Genomic DNA, 22,690 nt, shown 5'->3' on the forward strand with positions numbered 1-22,690 from the left:
AGTTAAAAATTTCATAAATAGGTTATCAAAGGCGATAGAAAAACTATCGTCTTTTTATTTGAAAAAAGAAGCATATCCCAGAGGGCTGCTTCATCAATTTTTTCGTAAGTGTCCGTACACTTACTGTGCTTACTCATATACTAATAGATCATATACTAATCGTGTAAGAACAATTTTAAGCATAATGCTTATATTATTATACCATAGTTTGGAAAAATAAAAAATTATATTTCATAAATGTTTCATAAAAGCTATGTAGAATGTTATTGAAAGCAGTTATGAAATACTAAAAAATAGAAAGGAGTAGTTAGTAAAGTGATAAAAAATGCTATAGCATATATTACAAGAAAGAGAAATCGAACTTTAATAATTTTTATCATATTGACTATAGTTCTATCTTGTTTGTATTCTTGTTTAACAATAATGAAATCAAGCAATGAAATAGAAAAGACTTTATATGAAAGTTCTAATTCTTCAATTTCAATAACAAAAAAAGATGGTAAATATTTTAACGTTAATCAATTTAAAGATATTGAAAAAATAAAAGAAGTTGAAAAAATAATAATTCAATATGATGGATTAGCAAAACTAAAAGATGCTAAAGTAGTTAGCGGAGAACAAAGAATAAATAGAGAAGATTTATCTGACGAATTTAAGAATGTTGTTTCATTCGAAGCTACAAATAATACTAAAAGAAATATTTTGTTTAGCAGTAGAGTGTTTACAATTAAAGAAGGAAAAAATATAGAAGAAAATGATAAGAATTCAATTATTGTTCATGAAGAATTTGCTAAACAAAATAATCTAAAATTAGGTGATGAAGTTAATCTTGAATTACTTGACATTGAAGAAAGTGGAAAAATAAAAAGTCATAAATTTAAAATTATAGGAATCTTTTCTGGTAAAAAACAAGAAACATATACAGGATTATCTTCTGATTTTAGTGAAAATATGGTGTTTGTAGATTATTCAACAAGCCAAGAGATATTAAATAAATCAGAAAATAACAAAATTGCAAATAAAATTTTAATGTATTCTAGTAGCGCAGAATCTACAGACTTAGCCTTAAACAAATTGAAAGAGCTTAAGATTGATGAGTCAAAGTATTTTGTTCAAAAAGATTCTAATGCATTTGAAGAGTCTTTAGAGTCAGTGAGTGGAATAAAACATATGATAAAAATAATGACTTATTCTATTATGTTAGGCGGGATTATTGTTCTTTCATTGATTTTGATTCTATGGTTAAGAGAAAGAATTTATGAAATAGGTATATTTTTATCTATTGGAACATCTAAGATACAAATTATAATGCAATTTATATTCGAGTTATTATTCATATCGATACCAAGTATAATATCTTCCTTATTTTTAGGAAATGTATTGATAAAAGTAATTGCAGGTGGATTAATTAACTCAGAGAACTCAATGATTTCTGGTGGAAATTTAATAAATGATAGTAGTTTTGTGTTAAATATTACAACACTTGGACAAAGTTATTTAATATTAATAAGTATTATTGTTTTATCAGTTGTATTTGCTTCTTCATTAATATTAATCAAGAAGCCTAAAGAAATATTATCAAAAATAAGTTAGGAGAAAATTATGGAAATATTAGAAATAAAGAATGTATCATATAGTTATGCCAATTCTAAAGAAAAAGTTTTGTCAGGAGTAAATCAAAAATTTGAACTTGGGAAGTTTTATGCGATAGTAGGAAAGTCAGGAGCAGGAAAATCTACACTTCTTTCCTTACTTGCTGGACTTGATAAACCTCAAACAGGACAAATATTGTTTAAGAATGAAGATATACAAAAGAAAGGATATAGTAATCATAGAAAAAATAATATATCTTTAGTGTTTCAAAACTATAATTTAATAGATTATTTATCGCCGATTGAAAATATTAGATTGGTGAATAAATCAGCAGATGAAGGTATCTTGTTTGAGCTGGGCTTAGATAAAAAACAAATAAAAAGAAATGTTATGAAATTATCTGGTGGACAGCAGCAAAGAGTAGCTATTGCCAGAGCATTGGTATCAGATGCTCCAATAATACTAGCTGATGAGCCTACTGGTAATCTGGATAGTGTTACTGCTAGAGAAATAATTAATATATTAAAGACATTAGCTAAAGATAGAGATAAATGTGTAATAGTTGTAACACATAGTAAGGAAGTAGCAGATTCTGCAGATATCATTTTAGAACTAAGTGGTAAAAAGTTGAAAAAAGTAAATAAAATGAATTTGGAGGTTGAATAATGATAAAAAATGCATTTGCTTATGTAACTAGAAAAAGCTTAAAATCAATAATTATTATGTTAGTCATTTTGGCTATGTCAACTTTAAGTCTTATAAGTTTATCTATTAAAGATGCTACGGACAGAGCTTCAAAAGAAACATTTGCTAATATAACAAATAGTTTTTCTATGGAGATAAATAGACAGGTAAATCCAGGAACACCTAGAGGTGGAGGAAATGTAAAGGGTGAAGATATTAAAAAGATATCTCAAACAGATAGTATAGACTCTTATGTAAAAAGAATAAACAGTGTTGCAGATTTAGTTGATTATGATATTATTGAAACTAAAGAGACTCTTGCGAATCAATCGCCTAAAAGAGCGAAGAATTTTAAAAGAACAGTGATGTTAACCGGAGTTAACGACTCATCAAAAGAAACAAAATTTGTATCAGGAGCATATAAATTAGTAGAAGGAAAGCATTTAGAAAATGAAGATAAAAATAAAATCTTAATGCATAAAGATTTGGCTGAAAAAAATAATCTTAAAGTTGGAGATAAGATAAAAATAAAATCTAATTTATTTGATGCTGATAATGAGAAAGGTGCAGACGAAACAGTAGAAGTAGAAATTAAAGGTCTATTCGATGGGCATAATAGCGGTGGAGTAAGTGCAGCACAAGAACTATACGAAAATACATTAATCACTGATGTTCATACAGCTGCTAAAGTTTATGGTAATACAGAAGATACAGCTGTATACCAGGATGCAACATTCTTTGTAAAAGGTGATAAGAATCTTGATAGTGTAATAAAAGATCTTGGGAAATTAGATATAAATTGGAGAGCATATAATTTGATTAAAAGTTCATCAAATTACCCTGCATTACAACAATCTATATCAGGTATCTACTCAATTTCAAATAAATTATTTGTTGGCTCATTAATATTTGCAGGAGTTGTAGTTTCATTATTATTATTCTTATGGATGAATGCCAGAAAGAAAGAAATAGCAGTATTACTATCATTAGGTATATCAAAATTAGAAATTTTTGGTCAATTCCTAATTGAGATGGTATTTATATCAATCCCCGCATTCGTTGGTTCTTATTTCTTAGCTGGGTATACAGCTGATAAGCTTGGGAATAATATATTGAATAAGGTTACTGGCGATATAGCAAAACAAATAGCTAGACAATCTGCATCTAGCCAATTAGGTGGTGGTGCAGAAGCTGAAGGATTTAACAAGACATTATCAAGTTTAGATATAAATGTATTACCTAAATTCATAATTTATGTAGTTATATTTATGAGTTTAGTACTGCTTGTATCTTTGATTATATCTTCTTTCAATATATTAAGAAAGAATCCAAAAGAATTATTAATTGACAATAAATAAAATTTTTGGTGCTGAAAAGCACCAAAAATTTTTTGCTTTTCAATACCCAATAATATGCTGTACAATATAAGCGAATATGCTTAAGTGGAGGTATACATGAAAATATTAACCGTTGAAGATGATAATATAATAAGAGAGGGGATAAGTGAATATCTTTCAGAATTTGGATATACAGTTATTCAAGCTAAAGATGGAAGAGAAGCATTGTCAAAATTTAATAGCGATATAAATCTGGTTATCTTAGACATTCAGATACCTTTTATTAATGGTTTAGAAGTGTTGAAAGAAATTAGAAAGAAAAGCAATTTGCCAATTCTAATCCTGACTGCATTTAGTGATGAAGAATATAAAATCGATGCATTTACTAATTTGGCAGATGGATATATAGAAAAGCCATTTTCATTGCCGGTCTTAAAGGCCAGAATAGATTCTTTAATTAAGAAGAATTATGGACATTTAGAGAAGTTTGAATATAAGAATCTATCAGTTAATTTTAATAGCTATACAGCTAAAATAAATGGAGAAGAGATAGATGTAAATGCAAAAGAACTAGAAGTATTAAAATGTTTATTGGATAATAATGGACAGGTGTTAACAAGAATGCAAATTATTGATTATGTATGGAAAGATAGCGAAGAAATTCCTTATGATCGGGTAATAGATGTATATATAAAAGAACTTAGAAAAAAATTACAATTAGACTGTATAACTACTATAAGAAATGTAGGATATAAATTGGAGAGAAAATGAAAAAAATAAAGATATTTCCCAAAATGTTCATACAAATATTTTCTGTTCTTGCAATAATAATTATATTAGTTCATTCATTAGTTTATTTTATCTTTCCTAAAACATATTTGGAGACAAGAAAAGAAAAGATCCATAATATTGCAAATGAAATTTCTAGTAATATGAATGGAAAAGAAATAAAATACATAGAACAAACTTTGGAGCTTTATTCGAAGAGTAGTGAAATAAAAGCATTTATAAAAGAAAAAAATAATAAAAATGAAATACAAATCAAAGATGATATAAATGTTAATTTAGAAAGTGATAGTAATTCTTTGATAATTGAAGAAAGAGAAATAACGCTTAATGATGGTGAAAAAATAAATCTACAATTTGTTTCTACAGCTGATATGCAAAAAGATGCGAAAGATTTAAGTATTAAATTTTTACCATATTCTTTATTTATATCAATTTTATTTTCTGCTATTATTTCTTTAATTTATGCAAAAATAATAAAAAATAATATACAGGAAATAAAAATTGTTACTGATAAAATGATGGAACTTGATAAAGAAACGCGGTTAAAAGTTAATTCTAATGATGAAGTTGGAGAATTAAAACAACAAATTAATGATTTGTATTCTACTTTATTAAGAACAATTGATAATTTGGAATTTAAAAATAAAGAAATTTTAAAATTAGAAAAGTTAAAATATGACTTTTTTAAAGGTGCATCCCATGAACTTAAAACTCCTCTTGCTAGTCTTAAAATAATACTGGAAAATATGAAATACAATATTGGAAAATATAAAGAAAGAGATATTTATATTAATGAATGTATTGACATCGTTGATAGTTTAACAAAAAATATTTCTCAAATATTATCAGTTCATTCTATAGAAAATTTGAATAATGATGAAGAATATTTGAAAATAAATGATACACTAGAAGATATATTAAAAAAATACGAAATATTAGCAAATCAAAAGAAAATAACCGTCAATAATTATATATCAGATGAGAATATTTATATAGGAAAAACAGCGTTAAAGATTATTTTATCTAATTTGATTAGTAATGCGATAAAATATACCGATGTAAATGGGGTAATTAATATTGGGATAGTTGATGATTGGTTATATATAGAGAATTCATATGGTAACAATAGAATTTCGAATATGGATGAAATATTTGATGTTAAATTTGATTTAAATAAGGAAAATAGTAATGGATTAGGCTTGTATATTGTAAGTAATATTCTGAATAATTACAATATAGAATATAAAGCATTGCAGGATGAAGAATTTTTTATCTTTAAAATTAAAATATTTTCTTAAACAAGATATAATTTTGCAATAGTTATTGAAAAAATAGAGACTTATTATGTAGCGCTTACTGAAAAACAAGCAGATAAAAAAGAGATGGAGGAAACTTTATGGCAAGAAAGAGATAAAACTTATAATATATATAATATATATGCAGAGAAGGTGGTGCTGCTGGACGTAAATGATAGAAAATATGTTGTTAAAGGTTTGGGGCAATCTAATATATGGTACGGAAACGAAGAAGAAGATAGGAAAGTAGAGACGATTATAGAAAACTATGAAAAAGATAAAATTAATAAAGTTACTGAAATAGAAAAATACACAGAGGAATTGGAAGGAAAAGAAAAAGAAGCGGTTGTCAAGGTAAGAATTAATCAGGACAAGTTCAGAGAAAAATTAATAAATAAATATAAAAAATGTTGTTTGTGCAATGTTAATATGAACGAATTATTGGTGGCAAGTCATATTAAACCATGGAGTATAAGTGATGCAAATGAGAAGCTTGATATACATAATGGTCTGTTAATGTGTCCTAATCACGATAAGTTATTTGATAGAGGATATATTTCATTTGATGATACTGGCAGAATTTTAATTTCTGAAAAGTTAGATGATAATAACAGAATGTATATGAATATAACACCTACGATGAAAATAGATATTACAGAAGAGAACATAAAGTATATAAAATATCACAGGAAAAATGTATTTATTGAAAAATAGCTATTAGCAGTATGCTAGATAATATTTTCCGTTTATAAATTTGAAAAAATGTTGTATAAACAACAGAAAATCACTTCTTCATTAAATATAATAAGCGTGTCGGGTGCAGAAGCACCAGGATAAATAGATTAAATAATGGAGAGTAAATATATGGATAATAAAATGTTTTGTTTTCAGTGTGAGCAGACAGCAGGCTGTTCAGGTTGTACAGGTAATGCAGGTGTCTGTGGAAAGGACGCTTCTACAGCAAAGCTTCAGGACGAGCTTACAGGTGCACTTATAGGACTTGTTAAGACCTGCGGAAGCAATCCTAAGACAGAGAATACAGACAGAATAATAATCGAAGGTCTGTTTACAACAATAACTAATGTGAATTTTAATAATCAGACATTACAGGATATGATTGATAAGGTTCATAATGAAAAGAATATTATATCACCAGGCTGTAGTGCCTGTGAGGCAAGATGTGGCAATACAGATGATTATGATATGAATGAGATATGGAATGCAGATGCTGATATACGTTCATTAAAATCACTTATCCTTTTTGGAGTAAGAGGAATGGCAGCTTATGCTTACCACGCAATGGTGTTAGGCTATACAGATGATACAGTTAATGAGTTCTTCTACAAGGCTCTTTCATATATAAGCTTTGATTTGGACGAGAGCCAGCTTCTTCCTGTAGTTATGGAAGTTGGTGAAGTTAATTTGAAATGTATGGAACTTTTAGATAAGGCTAATACAACAAGTTATGGAAATCCTTCACCGGTAAAGGTTACTTTGAATGTAGAAAAAGGACCATTTATTGTTGTAACAGGACACGATTTAAAAGATCTGGAACTGCTTCTTGAACAGACTAAGGATAAAGGAATAAATATATATACACACGGCGAAATGCTTCCAGCACACGCATATCCTAAGCTTAATAAATATCCTCATTTAAAGGGTAACTTTGGTACAGCGTGGCAGAATCAGCAGAAGGAGTTCGATGCAATTCCGGGAGCTGTATTATTTACAACTAACTGCCTTATGCCAGTTAAGAAAAGCTATGAAGACAGGGTATTTACAACAGAGGTAGTGTCATATCCACAGATGGTGCATATCGGGGAAGATAAAGATTTTACACCTGTAATCAATAAGGCACTTGAGCTTGGCGGATATAAAGAAGACCAGCATAGAACAGGCATTAATGGCGGAGAGTATGTGATGACAGGTTTCGGACATTCAGCAGTGCTTTCCGTTGCTGATAAGGTAATAGAAGGTGTTAAGAATGGGTCAATCAGCCATTTCTTCTTAGTAGGAGGTTGTGATGGTGCAAGACCGGGACGTAATTATTATACAGAATTTGTTAAAAAGACACCAGCAGAGTCTATAATTCTTACACTTGCCTGTGGTAAGTACAGATTTAATGACCTTGAGCTTGGAGATATTGATGGTCTTCCAAGAATTATGGATATGGGACAGTGTAATGATGCCTATAGTGCGATAAAGGTAGCAATTGCTTTAGCAGAAGCATTTGAATGTGAAGTAAATGAGCTTCCACTCTCAATGGTTTTATCGTGGTATGAGCAGAAAGCTGTATGTATACTTCTTACACTCCTTCATCTTGGAATTAAGAATATACTTTTAGGACCTACACTTCCAGCATTCATCTCACCTAATGTACTGAAGATACTTGTTGAGAATTACGCTATAGCACCTATCAGTACACCAGAGGAAGATTTAAAGAAAATATTAGGCAACTAATTATATGTGATTTTTTTGGTTAGATAATTACTTGCTTTATCTTTAGCTGTAAGCTCTTTTAATTCTCTTATCGTGAAATATCCGCACACAATTGCGGCTGCGGCATCGGCAATCGGGCCGGCATACATAACACCATCAATTCCCATAAATATTGGGAATATTACTATGAGCGGAAGTAAGAATAATATCTGTCGTGTAAGGCTTAATAATACGCCAAGGCTCGATTTGCCGATAGAGTTAAAGAAGTTGGATGTAACCGGCTGTATTCCATTAATTAAAGTAAGGAACATATATATTCTGAAATACCGCTCAGAGAATTGGAAATAAAGCTCACTTCCGTTACCGAATACGCTGATAATCTGTCTTGGAAATACCTGAAAACAGAAAAATGCAATCAGTGATAAGAAAGAAGCTGCTTCAAGTGCTAAAAGGTATGTCTTTTTTACACGTTTGTACTTACGTGCGCCATAGTTAAATCCGATAACCGGCTGTGTGCCTTGTGATATACCAATTACAAAGGACATAAATATCATATTAACCTTTGTTATTATTCCTGCACACGCAAGTGGAATATCACCGCCGTAGATTGACTGTGCACCATAGCGGGACAGTGTATTATTCATAACAATCTGGACAATTGTCATAGCAATCTGGTTAAAGCAGGCACTTGCACCAAGTATTAAAATGTTCTTGCAGTAACACCATTTTATATTAAAGCTGTCCCCGCTAAGTTTAATATTCTTAAAATGGAACATATATCTTAAGCTTATGCAGAAAGATATAATCTGGCCTGTAATAGTTGCTAAAGCTGCACCTGTCATTCCCATATTAAATATAAAGATAAATATAGGATCTAATATTGTATTCACAATAGCACCAACAAGCATAGAAGTCATAGAGTAGCGTGGATTTCCGTCAGCAAGTATCAACTTACTCATACCTGTGTTGGCGATAAGAAATGGAAATCCAAACGCTGTTATTCTTGTATAAGCCTTAGCATATGGCAGAACGTCAGTAGTTGCACCAAAGAATTTAAGCATAGGCGTAAGGAATATTGTTGTAATTAAGAACAATGCAGTTCCGCATACAGCCATAAGAAATATTCCGTTGCCAGCATATTTTTCTGATAAATGCTTCTCGCCAGCCCCAAGATGAAGTGAGAAGTTCGTAGCACTTCCTATTCCTAACAGAAGTGAGATAGCAGTGCAGGTAGTTGATAGTGGGAATGCAATATTAGTTGCAGCATTGCCAAGCATACCAATACCCTGTCCGATAAATATCTGGTCTACTATATTATAAAGAGCAGTTACCAGCATTGAGATTATGCAGGGAATTGCAAAATTAATTAAAAGAGTGGACTCTTTTTTATAACCCAGAGGGTTGTCAGTTGTAGATGAATTCATAAAAAGTTCCTTTCATTATATTTAATATTTATATCTTGTTGACTACGCACAGTATAACATATTAAAAATAAAATTGTAATTGACGTAATTGATAAGTATGTCAGTAATTAACACATACAAGAGATAAATTGAAGTTAAATAATTATATTTTATTAAAGTGCTTTTGATAAGTATTGTTGACACACTTGTATTTGGGTGTAGAATATATAAGCTATTAAGTATTCAGATGATTAAATATATTAAACACACAGGAGGTATATATGAGTGTATCTAATAAAAAATCGATAGATATGACAAGTGGAGCTTTATGGAACAAAATACTTCTGTTTGCTCTTCCACTTGCGGCAAGCAGTATATTACAGCAGTTGTTTAACTCTGTTGATACGGCGGTAGTCGGAAGATTTGCAAGCAGTCAGGCACTGGCGGCTGTTGGAAGCAACAGTTCTTTAATATCACTTATGATTAATCTTTTTATAGGAATATCATTAGGTTCAAATGTTGTTATTGCTCGTTATATAGGAGAGAAATCAGAAAAAAACATACACGCCGCAATACATACAGCAATACTTGTTGCCATTATAAGCGGATTTTTTGTTATGATTGCAGGTCAGTTCATAGCAAAACCTGTGCTTCTTCTTATGGGAACACCGGAGGATGTTATTGACCTTGCCGTGTTGTATCTTAGAATTTATCTTCTAGGTATGCCATTTATTATGCTGTATGACTTTGGCTCATCAATTCTTAGAAGTACGGGCGACAGCAGAAGACCTCTTTATTGTCTTATTGTTGCAGGAGTTATTAATACACTTCTTAATCTTGTGCTTGTTATAGTGTTCAGATTAGGTGTGTCAGGAGTTGCGATTGCAACAGTTATTTCTAATATAGTAAGTTCTTCAATGGTTATATATATTCTTACACACGAATCAGAGCCTATAAAGCTGGAATTAAGACAGCTTAAGATATCTGTTAAGGAATTAAAGAAAATATTGGTTATAGGTATTCCGGCAGGACTTCAGGGAATGATGTTCTCAATAGCCAATGTGTGTATACAGAGCACAATTAACAGCTTTGGTTCAAGTGCAGTTGCAGGTTCAGCGGCGGCACTTAATTATGAATTCTTTGCATATTTCCTTGTAAATGCGTTCGCTCAGGCGGCAGTAACATTTACAAGCCAGAATTATGGCGCAGGGGAATATAACAGATGTAAGAAAATATTCCGCATATCTTTAGTGTTTGCGCTTGTATCGTGTGGTATTCTTTCGGGTATATTTGTTATGGGAAGGGAATTCTTTCTTCGTATATATACGACCGATGCAGATGTTCTTGTATTTGCGAGGCAGAGAATTATCATTGCAACAACGCTGGAATTATTAACAGCAGTATATGAGATAAGCGCAGGAGCTATGCGAGGTCTGGGATATTCACTGCTTCCAGCGGTAATTACCTGTGTTGGTTCGTGTGTTATAAGACTTATATGGATATCAACAGTATGTAAGGTTGTACACGTATTCTGGGTGCTTATGATTATATATCCAATATCGTGGGTAATCACAGGAATTGCTATGATGACAGCTTATTATATTGTCAGAAGAAAATGTTTCACATTCACCCATTGACACGGTAGGCGAATGGGTATAATATCATACAAAAAGATGATAATAAGAAAGGAAGCAAGGAAATGATAATATCATCGAAAGGGCGTTATGCCCTAAGAGTAATGGTATATCTTGCAGTTCATCATAGTGATGAGTATATACCATTAAAGGAGATATCAGATAAAGAAGAATTGTCAAAGAAATATCTCGAGACAATTACAAGAATGTTATCAAAAGCAAATCTTATAGAAGCAGCAAGCGGACACGGCGGTGGCTACAGATTAACAAGAAAGCCAGAGGATTACAGCGTTGGTGAGATATTAAAGCTTACCGAAGGAACACTTGCTCCTGTAACCTGTCTTAATGAGGAGACTTTAATGTGTGAACATTCGTCTTCCTGCTATACGCTTCCTATATGGCAGGGACTTGCAGATGTAATTAATAACTATCTTGATAATATGACACTCGCAGATGTTGCGGCAACAGCAATTGATAAGGCGGGTAATAAGACGGCATATAATGCCTGATAATATATGCGGCATTGTGCTGGCACACTTGGCACAAAGCAGTCCTGCGTTTAAATGAGTGTGCAGAAATGAGGAGTATTATGTCAGATAAGAATTTATTAAATGTTAAAGATTTATATGTAGATGTAGAAGATAAGGAAATTCTTCATGGTGTTAATCTTTCAATAGGCAAGGGTGAAACACATGTACTTATGGGACCTAATGGAACAGGTAAGTCAACACTTGGCTATGCTTTAATGGGCAACCCAAGATATACAGTAAAGAGTGGTGAGATATGGTTTGACGGTAAGAATATTACTGATGAACCAGTTAATGAGAGAGCTAAAGCAGGAATGTTCTTATCATTCCAGAACCCACTTGAAGTTCCGGGTGTTACACTCAGTTCATTTATAAGAAATGCCCTTGAATTAAAGACCGGCAAGAGAACAAGATATATGGAATTCAAGAAAGAACTTGAAAAGACTATGGAGCTTTTATCTATGGACAAGTCTTATGCAGAGAGAGATCTTAATGTAGGCTTTTCAGGTGGTGAGAAGAAGAAGGCAGAGATATTACAGCTTCTTATGTTAAAGCCATCATTTGCAATTCTTGATGAAACAGATTCAGGACTTGATGTTGATGCTGTAAAGACTGTATCAGCAGGTATAGAAGAATACCAGAAGACCTGCAAGGGAAGCCTTCTTATAATTACACACAGCACAAGAATACTTGAATCTTTATCAGTTGATTATACACACGTTATGATTGAGGGGAAGATTATAAGCACAGGTGATGCTTCACTTGTTGATAAGATTAATGAAAATGGTTTCGCAGAATACGAAGCAGAATAGTCAGCCATAATCATACGTTGATATATGAAAGGAGTTTACATCGAATTATGAAAGAAAAGACATATGTAGATGATATAGATAGAAACATATATGATTTCAAGAATGATGATAAGGACACATATAAGTTAAATGCTGGTCTTACTCCTGAGATAGTTGAGAAGCTCTCAAAGGAGAAGAATGACCCTGCTTGGATGCAGAATTTCAGGCTTGAGTCATTACAGATATATAATAATATGAAAGTACCTGACTGGGGACCATCTATAGAAGGTCTTAATATGGACAATATAGTAACTTATGTAAGACCTAATACTAATATGAAAGCTAAATGGTCAGAAGTACCAGAAGACATTAAGGATACATTTGAAAAGCTTGGTATTCCACAGGCAGAAAGAAAGTCACTTGCTGGTGTTGGAGCACAGTACGATTCAGAGCTTGTGTATCACAATGTAAGACAGGAAGTTGCTGAGCTGGGTGTTGTATATACAGATATGGAGAGTGCGTTAAAGGGTGAATATGCAGATATGGTGCGTACACATTTTATGAAGCTTGTTAAGCCTACTGACCATAAGTTTGCGGCACTTCATGGTGCAGTATGGTCTGGTGGTTCTTTCGTATATGTTCCAAAGGGAGTATCAGTTGAGATACCATTACAGTCATATTTCAGGCTTAATGCACCGGGAGCCGGACAGTTCGAGCATACACTTATTATTGTAGATGAGGGAGCTGATTTGCATTTCATAGAGGGGTGTTCAGCACCTAAGTATAATGTAGCCAATCTTCACGCCGGTTGTGTTGAGCTATTTGTAGGAAAGAATGCCAAGCTTAGATATTCAACTATAGAGAACTGGTCTAAGAATATGTATAACCTTAATACTAAGAGAGCTATTGTTGAGGAAGGTGGTACAATTGAGTGGGTATCAGGCTCATTTGGCTCACACGTATCATATCTTTATCCTATGAGTATTCTTAAGGGTGATAATTCTAAAATGGAATTTACAGGAATTACATTTGCAGGAAAAGGACAAAATCTTGATACAGGTGCAAAGGTTGTCCATACAGGAAAGAACACAAGCTCATATATTAATACTAAGTCAATATCAAAGGATGGTGGAATTAGTACATTCAGGTCATCAGTTATAGTTAATTCCAAGGCAGAGAATTCCAAGGCTTCTGTATCGTGTCAGTCACTTATGCTTGACAGCATATCACGTTCAGATACAATCCCGGCAATGGATATTAAGACAAGCAAGGCGGATGTCGGACACGAAGCACAGATTGGAAGCATAAGCGATGAAGCAGTATTCTATCTTATGTCAAGAGGAATGACAGAGGAAGATGCAAGAGCCTGTATCGTAAGTGGATTTGCAGATAACGTATCTAAGGAGCTTCCACTTGAATATGCAATTGAAATGAATAATCTCATAAGACTTGAAATGAAAGGCAGTATAGGTTAATTGTGCTGATAAGATGAGCAGGAATGGAGAAATTTATGAATAATAATGAATATAGAATAAATGCACTTCCAGCAAAGACATGGTACCAGCTTAATATGAATGATACACGTCTTTTATGGGATGATAATTTAGTACCTTGTGATATGGATACAAAAGGCTGTGATAATGTATGTTCAGATGTTAATGCTAAAGATTACAGTGATATAGAAAATGCAGTTCTTACAGGTGCAGGCAAAGAAGCAGATGTGTTATTTCAAGCAGGCGTAACTAATACATTACTTGTAAATGCAGATAAAGAAACTAACGGCCAGACATTATATATTAATGTCAATGGCAATGATAAGAGCCAGTCAGGAAAGATTATAGTTAATGTAGAGGATAATGTTACATTTACAATAATTGAGAACTTTAAAGGTGAGAGCAGTACAGAAGGCAGGGTAGCATTAAGAACACTTATAGATACAGGTCTTAACAGCAAGGTACGCCTTATTCAGGTATATATGCAGCCAGAAAGCATTGATGTATTAAGCGATACAGGATGCAGGCTTTCAGATAATGCCTCATTTGAGATTGTTCAGGTATTCGTAGGCAGGGGCAGCCTTTATGATGGAATAAGGACAGAGCTTATAGGCAATAATTCTGCATTTACAGCAGATATTGGATACCTTGGAGCTAAGAAGCAGAATATAGATATTAACCTTATATCTAATCATATTGGAAAGAAGACTAACAGCGGGATAAGAGTTGATGGTGCATTAAAGGACGAAGCTTCTAAGCTTTTCAGAGGTTCTATTGATTTTAAAAATGGTTCTTCTGGTTCAGTTGGTGCAGAGACAGAAAATGTACTTTTACTTGGCGAAGATGTCAGAAATAAGACAATACCTCTTATACTCTGTGCAGAGGAAGATGTTAATGGTTCACACGGAGCTACAATCGGTGAGCTCGATGAGGAAACATTGTTCTATTATGCTTCAAGAGGCATTGATAAGAAGAACGCAGAGGATATAATGACTAAAGGAAGAATTGAAGTTATTATAAGAAAGATTAAAGATGAGGACACAGAAAAGCTTGCAGAGAAACAGCTTGAAGAAGTGTTGCAGTAATGGAGGCAGTAATGGAGATTAAAGAGCAGAAAGATTATAGAAAAGATTTTCCACTTCTTAATAATAATTCTTCTATATATATTGATAATGCGGCAACAGCACAGAAGCCACAGTGCGTAATTGATGCTGAAAGCAGATTTTATGAGGTTAATAATGCCAATCCTCTCCGTGGCTTCTATCCATTAAGCCTTGCCGCTACCAAGGAATATGAGGATGCAAGGGAGGTTGTAAGACAGTTCCTTAATGCGGACTCTGATAAAGAGATAATCTTTACAAGAAATACAACAGAAAGCCTTAACCTTGTTGCATACAGCTATGGTATTAATAATCTTAAGGCTGGAGATGAAATAGCAGTTTCAATAATGGAACACCACAGCAATCTTCTGCCATGGCAGATGGTTGCAAGAGTGACAGGTGCAACTTTAAGATATCTGGAATGTGAGAAGGACGGAGCATTAAAAGATGATACTCTTAAAGAGGGAATTAATGCTAATACTAAGATCGTTGCAGTTGCACAGGTTTCCAATGTATTAGGCTGTGTCAATCCAATTAAAAAGATAGCCAAAATAGCACACGATAATGGTGCTGTTATGGTTGTTGATGCGGCACAGAGTGCACCACATATGAAGATTGATGTAAAAGACTTAGATGCTGATTTTCTTGCGTTTTCAGGACATAAGCTTATGGGACCTATGGGAATTGGTGTACTTTATGGTAAGGAAAGCATACTTAAGAATATGCAGCCATTTCTTACAGGTGGTGAGATGATTAATTCAGTTACTAGAGATGGTGCAACTTATGCAGAACTTCCACACAAGTTCGAGGCAGGAACGGTAAATGCGGCAGGAGCTGTTGGTCTTGCAGCAGCAATTAAATACATTAGTGAGATAGGCTTTGATTATATACAGCAGAAAGAAGAAAGACTTGCAAAGATTGCAATTAATGGACTTAAAGACCATAAGCACATTCATATATTAGGCTCTGATGATTATAAGAACCATACAGGAATAGCAGCATTTACAATAGATGGGGTTCACCCACACGATGTAAGCGAGATATTATCTTCTGACGGAATAGATGTAAGGGCTGGGCATCACTGTGCACAGCCACTGCTTACATTTCTTGGAGTTAATAATGCGACAAGAGCAAGCTTTATGTTCTATAATACAGAGAAGGAAGCAGAAGCATTTGTTGAGAGTGTGCTTAACGTAAGAAGGAGAATGGGTTATGATGAATAGAGGCTTTTATAATGAAATACTTACAGAACATAATATAAGACCAGAATTTAAACACGACTTAGAAGATGCCAATATCGTCCTTGAGGGTGTAAATCCTAACTGTGGTGATGATATATGGCTTAAGCTTAAGGTTGAAGACGGTATTATTAAGGACGGAGCTTTTGTTGGAGATGGCTGTGCTGTATCCCAGGCATCGGCTGATATTATGCTTGGAATGATAATTGGAAAGACTAAAGAAGAAGCTTTAAAGCTTGGAGATTTATTCTTTAAGATGATTAAGGGTGAAGCAACCGATGAGGAGATTGAAGAATTAGACGAGGCATCAGCACTTAAAGATATATCACATATGCCTGCAAGAGTAAAATGTGCTGTACTTGGCTGGCATACATTAGATGAGGCATTAAATAAGGAGTAATATGGCAAAGTATATTATGGCGCTTGATCAGGGAACGACAAGCTCAAGATGTATATTATTTGATAAGGCTGGCAATATCTGTTCAATGGCACAGAGGGAATTTGAACAGATATATCCTAAGCCGGGCTGGGTGGAACACAATCCAATGGAGATATGGTCAACACAGTATGCAGTTATGTCTGAGGCTATGGCACTTTTGGGTGCTAAGCCTAATGATATAGCAGGCATTGGAATAACCAACCAGCGTGAAACCACAATTGTGTGGGATAAAGAAACAGGTGAGCCTGTATATAATGCTATTGTATGGCAGTGCAGACGTACAGCCAAGGATATTAATCTGCTTGTAAAAGATGGTTATGCAGATGTAATCAAGGCAAAGACAGGACTTGTGCCAGATGCGTATTTTAGTGCAACTAAGATTGCGTGGATACTTAGTAATGTAGCAGGAGCAAGGAAAAAGGCAGAAGAGGGCAGATTGCTATTCGGTACGGTTGACACCTGGCTTATATGGAAGCTTACAGGCGGTGCGGTGCACGTTACAGACTATACTAATGCTTCAAGAACTATGCTTTTTGATATTCATAACAGGTGCTGGGATAAAGAGCTTCTTGAAAAGTTCAATATACCAGAGGTTATGCTTCCTAAGGTAAAGCCTTCAAGCTGTATATATGGTTATACAGACCCTTCTGTTCTTGCTGGAAATGTTGCAATAGCAGGTGCGGCAGGTGACCAGCAGGCGGCACTTTTTGGACAGTGCTGTTTTGAGCCGGGAGAAGTAAAGAATACATATGGAACAGGCTGTTTTCTTCTTATGAATACAGGGGATAAGCCTGTGGAGTCTAAGCATGGTCTTATAACTACGATTGCGGCAGGAAGTGATGACCAGCTTCATTATGCACTTGAGGGAAGTGTATTTACAGGCGGTGCAATTGTACAATGGCTTCGTGATGAGATGAGGCTTATAAGAAGCTCTTCACAATCAGAAGATTATGCAAGAATGGTAAATGACACCAATGGAGTATATATTGTTCCTGCATTTTCGGGAATGGGTGCACCTTACTGGAATCCTTATGCAAGAGGCTGCGTTGTAGGCTTATCAAGAGGTGCTAACAAGGAACATTTTATAAGGGCATCGCTTGAGTCAATAGCATATCAGACATATGATGTGTTAAAGGCAATGGAAAGTGACACAGGACATATAGTTAAAGAGTTAAAAGTAGATGGTGGGGCAAGTGCCAATGATTTCCTAATGGAATTTCAGGCAGACATTCTTGGAGCTAAGATAAGACGTCCTAAGTGTATAGAAACTACTGCACTTGGTGCGGCATATCTTGCTGGTCTGGCAGTTGGTTTCTTTAAGGATCTGAATGAGATAAGAGATAACTGGCAGTTGGCTTCCACATTTGAGAGCAGTATGGCACCATCAGACAGGGATACTCTTCTCGCAGGCTGGAGAAGAGCCGTAAAATGTGCCATCTCTTATACAGATGAATAAAACTGAATAAAAAATATATTGTTTTTGCTTTGTTATTGTATATAGTGTATAATTTTAAGCATATATATCAGGGAGGAAGAGGTTTTGGATAATAATGTACTAAAGGCACTTAATGTAATAGAGCAGGTTAACAATGTTATATTAGGAAAAGATAAACAAATAAAAGAGATTATGGCGGCATTTCTGGCCGGAGGACATATACTTTTGGAAGATATTCCGGGTGTTGGTAAGACAACACTTGCGACAGCATTTTCCAAGGCAATGGCACTTGACTGCAAGAGGGTGCAGTTTACTCCGGACGTAATGCCGTCTGATCTTACAGGATATTCTGTATACAGAAATGACTTAGGTCAATTCATATATCAGCCGGGAAGCGTGTTCTGTAATCTGCTGCTTGCTGATGAGATTAACAGAACATCACCTAAGACACAGTCAGCACTTTTAGAGGTTATGGAAGAAAGAAAGGTAAGCGTTGAGGGCGTTACCAGAGAAGTTCCAGAACCTTTTATTGTTATTGCAACACAAAATCCGCTTGGTAATGCAGGAACACAGAGCCTTCCAGAAGCACAGATGGATAGATTTATGATTACTTTATCAATCGGTTACCCTGATTATGAAAGTGAGCTTGATATGGCTATGTCTGTAGGAAAGCAGAGCAGGACAAGTGATATGACACCAGTGGTGAGCATAGATGATTTTATAAGTATGCAGAATGAAATATATGATGTATATATGAACGAGAGCATATACAAATATATAGTTAATCTTGTTACAGCTACAAGAAAGTCACGTTATATAGAAAGAGGTGCAAGTCCTAGAGCGACTATAGCACTTGTAAAGATGTGTAAGGCGTGGAGCTGGCTTAACGGAAGGGATTATGTTGTTCCTGCGGACGTTATTGCACAGTTTGAGTATGTTATAACACACAGAATAATTCTTAATATGGCGGCGAGAATGGACGGTAAAGACAAGGCAGAAGTGATTAATGATATTTTGAAATCAGTTGCTAAGCCAGCAGTAGGAAAGAAGGCATAATGACAGGTGTATTTTTGATTATTATACTTGCTGTTGTGTGGTATGTAGCAGGCATATTTCATTCATTTGCACTTATGCTTTATGTAGCTGTTAATCTTCTGCTAATAGCAGGTATGTATATATTAACCCGTATATATAAAAGAAATGTTGCATTTGATTTTGATGTTAATCTGGCAGAGGAGTTAAAGAATTCTGGCTGCCAGTTAAGAATTAATGTAAGCAATAAAACAGGAATACCAATCACGAAAATCAGATTAGATGTAGTCGTGTCATATTGTGATAAGAAAGGTAAAGAATACAAGAAATACCGAAAGAACGTAAAGCTGTACGGAGGCTGTAAGGGCAGGAAGGATAATATGGATTTATCTGTCAGCCTGCCATATTGTGGAATGGCGGATGTAAAGATAGTTAAAGCGAAAGTGTATGATTACACAGGCTTGTTTTATTGTACAATAAAGCCTTTAAGCATAATGAATATTTTGATATTTCCAGAAGTTGAAAGCAGTATATATGAAGGCGCTTTTTCACAATATGAAAGCAATAATAATATAGAGTTGTATATCAACAGAAAAGGCAGTTCACACGATGATATAAGACAGATAAGGGAATATCAGACAGGAGATTCTTACAGGCACATACACTGGAATTTAAGTTCAAGAACGGGAGATCTGCTTATTAAGGAATTCTGTGGACAAGTTGACAGGGAGATACTTGTGCTTCTTGATACATTGCCTGATGATATTAATAATATTGAGCGTATGAGCAGCTTTTATGATAAGACAGCTATGCTTGTTATGGGTTTTATTCAGGATGACACGAAGGTATCAGTGCTGTGGAATGATCTTAATTCTGGAGCTTTATGTAAACAGACAGTATCAGATTATGATGATTTAAAGAATGTATATTATATATTATATAGGCTTCATTATAATTGTCGTAATAATGATACGGATATTAGCAGGGAATACAGCCTTGGAGAGTATATTGATAAGAATATCATAAAGATAGATACATCATCTGATGTTACTGAGTTATTGGGAGAAAATGTATATGGAGAACATGCGTATTAATGTAAGGCAGGCACATTCTGACACATATAATGGTAATCCTTATATAGCCTTTGCAGGGATAATGACAGGGCTGTTATCGGTTATATTATTTGTTGATGAATTAGATGCTGTCAGCTTTACAGTTGTGGGAGTATTATTATTCTCAGGAATATATGCGTATATTTTAAGTTATGCACATTATAATAAGAGGAAGTTTCTGCCATTTGTGATAGTGGGAGAAGTGGTTGTAACAGCTATATTGTTTGTATTTAATATACAGCGTATATCAGAGCAGTCTGTATCAATAATGCAGGCACTGGTTGACGGACGGGCAAATACACAGAATGTTACATATGTGGTGTTTGTAAGCAGTGTCGTGCTTATTTATATTATATATCTGTTAGAGGTTATATTTAAAAACCGTGTTATATTGACACTGGTTACAGTTGTAATGCTTGCAGCTTCACCTATATTAAGATTAGAGGTAAGCTTGTTTCATATATTTGTAATAGTTATGCATCAGGTTATAGTGGGCGTGTCTTACGCTGTGCTTGGAAGACGTAAGAAAATGCTGTATACAACAAGAAGCGGAAAGTTGATACATAAGAAAAGTATAATATATTGTATCGCAGCGACAGTGATTATTTTCTTTGCAGCTGATATTATTACCAATATATTTTCTGAATATATGTATGGTTCTATTTCGGGCATAGAGCAGACTATCTATAAGACATCAAAGAGAATATCAGGCAAGAGTTCTGATGTTAAGATTAATGGGGAGATAAGTTCAGGCAATAATTACCAGTCTGGAATTACCCAGATGACAGTTACAGTAAGTAAAATGCCAACAGAGGATTTATATCTTTACGGTTTCAGAGGTGGCGAATATAAGGGCGGAAGCTGGGATTCAACTGATGATGATACTATATGTAAGAATATAGACAGAACTGAATTTAAGAAAGAAACGATATCACAGCCTGTTTACGCATCAACATATTTTAAAAAGATGTATTATTATATTAATATATATATGAGGAACAGCGGAATTGTTGCGACCTCTAACAATAATAAAATAAACAGAAAATTAGATGTTAAATATGTTAATGATAATTATAAACAGACAATAGAGCCTTATTACAATAGTGGTTCTAAGAATTTCAGCAAAGGTGATGACGGAAAGAAAACATACAATATTGAATATATTGAACAGGCAGATATGCAGTCTGAATGGAGAGAGAAGAGTAATGAAAAATATAATACAACAGTTCGGGATTATAAAAATGTACAGCAGTTGTATAAGGCAGCTATGACTCCAATCTATTCTGCTGTATCCAAAAGTTTGGTTCCAAGGCTGACTTCATATGTTCAGGCTAATCCATTAACATCACTAAGTGATAAGACTACATTTATTATGTATACACTGCTAAGCAATACAAGATATACAAGAACTCCGGGGGTAATGTTGGGATCATCAGATATTGCGGAGGATTTTCTGTTTAATGCACAGAGGGGTTACTGCGTTCATTATGCAACGGTGGCTACAATTATGTACAGGCTGTACGGAGTTCCAGCAAGATATGTATGTGGTTACAGATTAAGTGCCGAGGACTTCAAGGAAACTGATCAGTCAACTTATGTTGCAGAGGTTTCTGATAAAAAAATGCACGCGTGGACGGAAATATTTATTGATAATTATGGATGGGTTCCTGTAGATGTTACGCCAGCAAGTGATGGAAGCTGTGCAGTTTCATATCCGGGTTATGATATTAATACATTTAACAATGTTATGAGTGAACACGGCTGGACACTCGATAAAGCGAGCATTAGCGGTGATAGCAGTGAAGATGTAACTTATGTAAGTACAAGAAGCGGAGCTGTTAAGGTGGCATTAAAAAAAGGCTTTAAAGTGGCTGTAGTGGTTGTTAAATATATAGCAATACTGACTCTTGTTATATTAATTGTCTTGCTGCCATTATGGATTAAGTTATACAGGGTAAGCAGGCTCAGGAAAATTCAGTCTTTAAGTTCGTGTGATATATATGAAAGATTAATGGAAATGCTGCATTTTGCGGGAGATTTCACCGGATATAACGGGACAGAGGAAGATTTTGCTTATAAGCTTTCGGCACGTTATGGCAATATTACATACGAAGAAGCAAAAAATGTATACGATAGTATTATGTATATACGTTTTGCTGATACAGATAAAGGCAGGTCATATTATAAGAAGAATGTATTGGTCTTATACAGAAAAGCGGCGGAAGAAATTTATAAGGAATTAAAGAAGAAAAAAAGAATAGTATTCAAATATATACATTGTTATATCTGACTTTAATATTGACGAATAATTTCTTTCGCATTATTATATGTTATATATAACAATGGAGG

General features: G+C 34.0%; 19 protein-coding genes. 18 read left to right on the forward strand and 1 reads right to left on the reverse strand.

Annotated elements, in window-relative coordinates; all coding sequences use genetic code 11:
- Window positions 1-315: 315 nt before the first annotated feature.
- The 7 genes from C7390_RS00125 to hcp all read left to right on the forward strand — a co-directional run bounded on the left by C7390_RS00125 (window position 316) and on the right by hcp (window position 8,158).
- A complete protein-coding gene (locus C7390_RS00125; protein WP_116443374.1) occupies window positions 316-1,593 on the forward strand; it encodes an ABC transporter permease in 1,278 nt (425 codons plus the stop codon).
- A 9-nt stretch (window positions 1,594-1,602) separates the two neighbouring features.
- Window positions 1,603-2,259, forward strand: coding sequence for an ABC transporter ATP-binding protein (locus C7390_RS00130; protein WP_055174967.1), 657 nt, complete (start codon window positions 1,603-1,605; stop codon window positions 2,257-2,259).
- A complete protein-coding gene (locus C7390_RS00135) occupies window positions 2,259-3,635 on the forward strand; it encodes an ABC transporter permease (RefSeq protein WP_055306645.1) in 1,377 nt (458 codons plus the stop codon). Before C7390_RS00130 ends, C7390_RS00135 begins: the two co-directional genes overlap by 1 nt.
- A gap of 96 nt (window positions 3,636-3,731) precedes the next feature.
- Entirely contained in the window at window positions 3,732-4,385 is a 654-nt protein-coding gene (locus C7390_RS00140; RefSeq protein WP_055174961.1) for a response regulator transcription factor, read from the forward strand.
- The gene (locus C7390_RS00145; protein WP_055174958.1) at window positions 4,382-5,701 is read left to right on the forward strand and encodes a sensor histidine kinase; all 1,320 of its coding nucleotides are present in this window, start codon (window positions 4,382-4,384) and stop codon (window positions 5,699-5,701) included. Before C7390_RS00140 ends, C7390_RS00145 begins: the two co-directional genes overlap by 4 nt.
- 84 nt (window positions 5,702-5,785) lie before the next feature.
- Window positions 5,786-6,412, forward strand: a complete 627-nt coding sequence (locus C7390_RS00150; RefSeq protein WP_055174955.1) for an HNH endonuclease — start codon at window positions 5,786-5,788, stop codon at window positions 6,410-6,412.
- Between the two features lie 150 nt (window positions 6,413-6,562).
- Complete coding sequence (gene hcp / locus C7390_RS00155) at window positions 6,563-8,158, forward strand: hydroxylamine reductase (RefSeq protein WP_318255866.1); 1,596 nt, start codon at window positions 6,563-6,565, stop codon at window positions 8,156-8,158.
- Here hcp and C7390_RS00160 read toward each other — a convergent pair.
- Window positions 8,155-9,561 (reverse strand): MATE family efflux transporter, encoded by a 1,407-nt coding sequence (locus tag C7390_RS00160; protein ID WP_116443375.1) that lies wholly within the window; start codon window positions 9,559-9,561, stop codon window positions 8,155-8,157. The two genes, hcp and C7390_RS00160, sit on opposite strands and share 4 nt — an antisense overlap.
- A 260-nt stretch (window positions 9,562-9,821) precedes the next feature.
- Between C7390_RS00160 and C7390_RS00165 the strand changes: the two genes are divergently transcribed.
- The 11 genes from C7390_RS00165 (at window position 9,822) to C7390_RS00215 (ending at window position 22,631) form a co-directional block, all read left to right on the forward strand.
- Window positions 9,822-11,177 (forward strand): MATE family efflux transporter, encoded by a 1,356-nt coding sequence (locus C7390_RS00165; protein WP_022503137.1) that lies wholly within the window; start codon window positions 9,822-9,824, stop codon window positions 11,175-11,177.
- Window positions 11,178-11,239: 62 nt separating this feature from the next.
- A complete protein-coding gene (locus tag C7390_RS00170; RefSeq protein ID WP_022503138.1) occupies window positions 11,240-11,683 on the forward strand; it encodes an RrF2 family transcriptional regulator in 444 nt (147 codons plus the stop codon).
- Between the two features lie 80 nt (window positions 11,684-11,763).
- Window positions 11,764-12,513 carry a Fe-S cluster assembly ATPase SufC gene (sufC, locus tag C7390_RS00175; RefSeq protein WP_055174952.1) on the forward strand — a complete coding sequence of 250 codons (750 nt, stop codon included), beginning with the start codon at window positions 11,764-11,766 and terminating at the stop codon, window positions 12,511-12,513.
- A gap of 47 nt (window positions 12,514-12,560) precedes the next feature.
- Window positions 12,561-13,967: a Fe-S cluster assembly protein SufB gene (sufB, locus tag C7390_RS00180; RefSeq protein ID WP_116443376.1), complete on the forward strand. Its 1,407-nt coding sequence runs from the start codon at window positions 12,561-12,563 to the stop codon at window positions 13,965-13,967.
- A gap of 35 nt (window positions 13,968-14,002) precedes the next feature.
- Window positions 14,003-15,070 carry a SufB/SufD family protein gene (locus C7390_RS00185; protein WP_116443377.1) on the forward strand — a complete coding sequence of 356 codons (1,068 nt, stop codon included), beginning with the start codon at window positions 14,003-14,005 and terminating at the stop codon, window positions 15,068-15,070.
- An 11-nt stretch (window positions 15,071-15,081) separates the two neighbouring features.
- Window positions 15,082-16,308 (forward strand): aminotransferase class V-fold PLP-dependent enzyme, encoded by a 1,227-nt coding sequence (locus C7390_RS00190; protein WP_116443378.1) that lies wholly within the window; start codon window positions 15,082-15,084, stop codon window positions 16,306-16,308.
- On the forward strand, window positions 16,298-16,723 hold the full coding sequence (sufU, locus tag C7390_RS00195; protein WP_116443379.1) for a Fe-S cluster assembly sulfur transfer protein SufU: 426 nt from the start codon (window positions 16,298-16,300) through the stop codon (window positions 16,721-16,723). The genes C7390_RS00190 and sufU overlap by 11 nt, the downstream gene beginning before the upstream one ends.
- A gap of 1 nt (window position 16,724) precedes the next feature.
- The gene (glpK, locus tag C7390_RS00200) at window positions 16,725-18,218 is read left to right on the forward strand and encodes a glycerol kinase GlpK (RefSeq protein ID WP_116443380.1); all 1,494 of its coding nucleotides are present in this window, start codon (window positions 16,725-16,727) and stop codon (window positions 18,216-18,218) included.
- Between the two features lie 84 nt (window positions 18,219-18,302).
- On the forward strand, window positions 18,303-19,253 hold the full coding sequence (locus tag C7390_RS00205; protein WP_116443381.1) for an AAA family ATPase: 951 nt from the start codon (window positions 18,303-18,305) through the stop codon (window positions 19,251-19,253).
- Window positions 19,253-20,323, forward strand: coding sequence for a DUF58 domain-containing protein (locus C7390_RS00210; RefSeq protein ID WP_055306639.1), 1,071 nt, complete (start codon window positions 19,253-19,255; stop codon window positions 20,321-20,323). The genes C7390_RS00205 and C7390_RS00210 overlap by 1 nt, the downstream gene beginning before the upstream one ends.
- Window positions 20,304-22,631, forward strand: coding sequence for a transglutaminase-like domain-containing protein (locus C7390_RS00215; protein WP_318295438.1), 2,328 nt, complete (start codon window positions 20,304-20,306; stop codon window positions 22,629-22,631). Before C7390_RS00210 ends, C7390_RS00215 begins: the two co-directional genes overlap by 20 nt.
- Window positions 22,632-22,690 lie beyond the last annotated feature (59 nt).

Origin of the sequence: Bacteroides galacturonicus (genome assembly GCF_003096855.1) — a bacterium.
GTDB lineage: Bacteria > Bacillota > Clostridia > Lachnospirales > Lachnospiraceae > Lachnospira > Lachnospira rogosae.